Origin of the sequence: Nostoc sp. (assembly GCF_041747015.1) — a bacterium.
Taxonomy (GTDB): Bacteria; Cyanobacteriota; Cyanobacteriia; order Cyanobacteriales; family Nostocaceae; genus Nostoc.
In genome coordinates this window covers 1-4714 of record NZ_JBGTFY010000200.1, presented here as the reverse complement: position 1 = coordinate 4714, position 4714 = coordinate 1, and the positions used below count along the sequence as shown (strand labels likewise).

4 protein-coding genes are annotated in these 4714 nt (G+C 44.4%); 3 read left to right on the top strand and 1 reads right to left on the bottom strand.

The window, feature by feature from the left end; genetic code table 11:
- Window positions 1-188, bottom strand: a 188-nt coding sequence (locus tag ACEW80_RS16810) for an element excision factor XisH family protein (RefSeq protein ID WP_373527687.1), incomplete at its 3' end; no start/stop codon positions are given.
- A 99-nt stretch (window positions 189-287) separates the two neighbouring features.
- On the opposite strand from ACEW80_RS16810, the gene ACEW80_RS16805 reads away from it, so the two are divergent.
- The 3 genes from ACEW80_RS16805 (at window position 288) to brxL (ending at window position 4627) form a co-directional block, all read left to right on the top strand.
- Window positions 288-1199, top strand: coding sequence for a hypothetical protein (locus ACEW80_RS16805; RefSeq protein ID WP_373527686.1), 912 nt, complete (start codon window positions 288-290; stop codon window positions 1197-1199).
- Between the two features lie 11 nt (window positions 1200-1210).
- A complete protein-coding gene (pglZ, locus tag ACEW80_RS16800; RefSeq protein ID WP_373527688.1) occupies window positions 1211-2851 on the top strand; it encodes a BREX-1 system phosphatase PglZ type A in 1641 nt (546 codons plus the stop codon).
- 66 nt (window positions 2852-2917) lie between these two features.
- Window positions 2918-4627, top strand: a complete 1710-nt coding sequence (brxL, locus tag ACEW80_RS16795) for a protease Lon-related BREX system protein BrxL (RefSeq protein WP_373527685.1) — start codon at window positions 2918-2920, stop codon at window positions 4625-4627.
- The last annotated feature ends 87 nt before the right edge of the window (window positions 4628-4714 follow it).

Here is a 4714-nt window from a genome sequence, read left to right as displayed (position 1 = left end):
ACAAAACTCTTGATTTCTACAACAATTTTTTGTCCCTGACGTTCTGCGGCGATTGGTTTTTCTGCTGCCAAGTCAGCGTAGAGTTCAGCATCCTCATATTTGATAAAGTAAGGATCAGCCGTAATAGTCCAGCCGTCTTTTATCAATGCGTTCTTGACTTCATTATGATATATGTCTTTAGCTGGCATGGTGGAACTATTGAGTAATAGTTTAATTGTAAAGTGTGTGCCATATTGGGTGGAAATTAGATTATAAAATACACTTTCTCATCACTCACCCTGCCTAGCATGAACACCGCTCGTATCCAAAATACCCTAGAAACCCTCTTTCAAGATTCTGCCCGTTGGTTACACTCAGGACGGCGGGTGGTGTTTTGGTACGACCCTGAACAACAATTTGCCAGCAGTTTTAATGAACTCCAACTTGAAGGCGTAGAGAAACTTCAACTCGCTGACACCCCCTTCACCGTCAAATATCGCTTACTTACTCTACAACCCAATCAAGCATTTCTACTGTATGCACCCTTTCCCGAACCTGCGCCCCAAGAAAACTGGCTTCTGGACATCCAAAAAAGCGGTTTAACTTTTTCTGCTGACCCGGCTGCCCTCATCTATGCAGATTTAGGATTGCGATCGCGCCGTCTAGAGATTATCATCCGAGAACAGATAAAATTCTTTAAAAGCCGCAAACGGACAGAAGCCCTGCAAGCAATGGGCATTTCCCCTGATAGCGACGAACGAGAATTACTTCTGGCTATGCTTTCCGTCCTTGCAGGTTTAAAAGTACCCGATGCAGGTACACTGATCAGGCGAGTGTTGCTAGGAGGGTTATTAGAGACTGATAACGCCCTCTGGTCTGATATTGAGCGTTTTGTCTCCGCAGAAGCCTTCTGGGAGGTAGCGGTGGAATACACTGACCTTCCCAAACAACACCCCAGCTTAAACAAGTTGTTTACACAGCTGCTAGTGACCCATTTCGCTATATCATTGCACGGTGTTATTCCACCTCAGTTAGCGAACCAAGTTATCAGCCCTGGACAACGGGCTTACGCATTTATCGACCAGTGGATGCGGGACCAGCAGGATTCTTCAAGTTTGAAGACCCTAAGCAGTGAAGTAGCAGAACAATTACAGATATTTGATGCCATAGAGAATTTAGACCAGAAGTTTTATTTGAAGCAGCTAGTTTTGAAGTTGTAGATCAGGTATTAATCCGTACCTGTGTCAAAAAACTACAAACGCAAACAGGGCAACAAAAAACCGAACTTGCATCTTGGCGTACTTGGTTACAAACCCGTCACACTCTGATTTGGTTTCCTAAGTATGAGAAAATTTATCAAGCAATGGATGCTGCGATCGCTATTTTAGAATTCAAGCAGCAGTATACAGGAGGATTCCGCCAGTCAGCCCCAGTCCTTTTTAAAGCTTATGCCAGTGATTTGCACTTATTTGACAGAGCTTACCGTCATTTTATTGTTGCCAGTGATGATGCTCAAGGAGATATCCTCAAGGGGTTAATTGAAGATGTAGAAAATTTATATACTCAATGGTTCTTGGATGGTTTAGGAGAAGCTTGGTCTGATGCTGTTAGCAATCATTGGGAATTGGAGGGCATTGCATCTCAAAGCAAGTTCTTCGGTAGGCACGTTTTCCCCATTTTAGAGCGGAGCGATCGCGAAAAAGTATTTGTAATTATCTCCGATGCCTTACGCTACGAAGTCGCCAGCGAACTCCAAGAAGTAATTTATAAAGAAATGCGGGGTGAAACTGAACTGGAGGCGCAATTTGGAGTTTTGCCTAGTGTAACGCGGTTGGGCATGGCAGCACTTCTCCCCGGCTCGAAACTAGAACTGATACCAGGTGATGATGATGTCCGAATTGATGGACTTAGTACTAAGGGTACGGTAGCAAGACAAAAAGTATTAACCGAAAATAGCCGTGTTGATTCTACGGTACTCAATGCCAAAGACCTGCTAGCCATGAGTACAGAGGAAGGACGGCTAATAGTACAACCCTATCGTCTAATCTACATTTATCACAACGTCATTGATGCGATCGGTGATCAAGCATCCAGCGAACGTCAAGTACTATCAGCTTGCGGAACAGCAATTAACGAACTGCTACGACTGGTAAAGAAAATTTGTAATTCTATCAACGGTACAAATGTGATCATCACTGCTGATCACGGGTTTTTATATCAACGTTGCTCGATCCAAGAGGCAGACAAGCGACCCCTACCAAGTGGCGAAGCAATACTCGAAAGCAAACGCCGCTACCTGTTAGCACGAGAACGAGTGAATGACTCAACCTTACTACACTTTAGTCTGCCCTATACAGAAAATGGCATAGTTGCGATCGTACCTCGTGGTAGTTTACGCTTTGCCGTTCAAGGTGCAGGCGCACAGTTTGTCCACGGTGGAGCATCCCTTCAGGAAGTTTGCGTACCAGTCATTACCTATCATCACCAACGGGCAATTAAAGGCGACGATGGCCCAGCCCGGAAAGTCGGAGTGCAGGTAAGTGCCAGAGTCCGAAGAGTGACAAATAATCGTTTTAGCTTGACATTAGTGCAAACTGAGGCAGTTGAGGGTAAGTGGCGATCGCGTCAGATTACAGTTGCTTTGTACGATCCTCAAACCAATATACCGATAACGGACGTGCGAGTAACCAACTTAAGCAGCACCAGTATTTATCCGAGCGATCGGGAAATTAGTTTAAGGTTGACCGTAACCACCACTAATCCCCCTACAAACGTCTATTTAATAGTCAAAGATGCAGATGACGAGAGTGAACTGCTTAAAGAACCTTGGGCAGTTAGTTTAGGAATTGCTAACGACTTTGGAGATTTCTGAGCCAATATAGTCACAATATCGGTGACATCAAATTATTCCCCCCAGCCTCCCTGCCCCCTGCCTCTAATGGATGACTTGAATCAAAAGCTAAACAGCATTTACCCTGGAAAGGTAGTGCGTAAAGACCTGACTAAGCGTATCAAAGAAGGTGCTAACGTACCCGTGTATGTGCTGGAGTACTTGTTGGGTATGTACTGTGCTACCGACGACGAAACCACCATTGAGGAGGGTGTTGCTCGTGTAAAAAATATCCTAGCTCAAAATTACGTCCGTCCTGATGAGGCAGAACAGGTCAAATCTAAGATTCGGGAGTTGGGACGATTCACTATCATTGACAGGGTGACAGTGACACTCAACGAGAGAGATGACATTTACCAAGGGATTTTAATGAATCTGGGAGTCAAAGGCGTAGTCATTGACCCGGAAATTGTCAAACCGAACCAAAAACTTTTGGGTGGTGGTATCTGGTGTATTCTGCAACTAGAGTATGAAGCCGGAACCAAACCCAGTCCCTTTATTGTGGGAAGCCTCAAACCGATCCAAATGCCTAGTGTAGATATGGATGAACTGTTTGCAGGTCGCCCAGCTTTCACCCGTAGCGAATGGATTGACTTGTTGATTCGCTCAACGGGACTAGAACCTACTACTGTTAAAGAAGATGTAAAATGGCATCTACTTGCGCGTTTAGTTCCCCTTTGCGAAAATAATTACAACTGTTGCGAACTTGGCCCCCGTTCTACAGGCAAATCCCACGTTTACAAAGAAGTTTCTCCGAACTCAATCCTTCTTTCTGGTGGCAAAACCACAGTAGCGAACCTTTTCTACAATATGTCCACCCGCCGCATCGGACTGGTAGGTTTATTTGACGTAGTTGCTTTTGATGAAGTAGCAGGTATCAGCTTTCATGATAATGACGGTGTGCAAATCATGAAAGACTACATGGCATCGGGTTCCTTTGCACGAGGTAAGGCTGAGATTAACGCCAGTGCTTCTATGGTTTTTGTTGGCAACATTAATCAAAGCGTAGAATCCTTGGTAAAAACTTCTCACCTCCTTGCACCCTTCCCCGAAGCCATGATTGACACCGCTTTCTTTGACCGCTTTCACGCTTATATTCCTGGCTGGGAAATCCCCAAGTTTAGCCCAGAAAATTTCACCAACCAATACGGGTTCATTGTTGATTACTTAGCTGAATGGCTGCGAGAAATGCGTAAACGCAGTTTTGCTGATGCGATCGACCTCTACTTTCGATTGGGTAATAACCTGAAACAACGGGATGTCCAAGGAGTTCGTAAAACCGTATCAGGGCTATTGAAACTACTCTTCCCAGACGGTTCATTTAGCAAGGAAGACGTGCGTGAAGCTCTAGTTTATGGGCTACGGGTGCGGCGGCGTGTCAAAGAACAACTAAAGAAAATTGGCGGTATGGAATTTTACGATGTGCATTTCAGCTACATCGATCTCGAAACTTTAGACGAGCATTTTGTCTCAGTCCCAGAACAAGGAGGGTCAAGCCTGATTAGCCAAGATGTGCTGACTCCAGGTCATTTACACTTTGTCAGTATTGGAGATAGCGGCATAATCGGCACATTCAAACTCGAACTGCAAGCAGTACCCGGTAATAGCAAGTTGGTACGTACTGGTGTAGCAAATACTGCCAAGATGAAGGATAGTTTGAATATTGCCATGAATTACTTCAAAGCTAATGCTCAACGGGTTAGTAGCAGCAATTCTCATTTTGAAAAAAAATCAGAGAAAATTCCGTTACTTAAATAGAGAACTTGTGTCGAAGCATCATTTTTTGACAGATAATTATCATCCAACGTTGGCGATAGAGAGATTTTCAGAAAAATGTCCATGAAA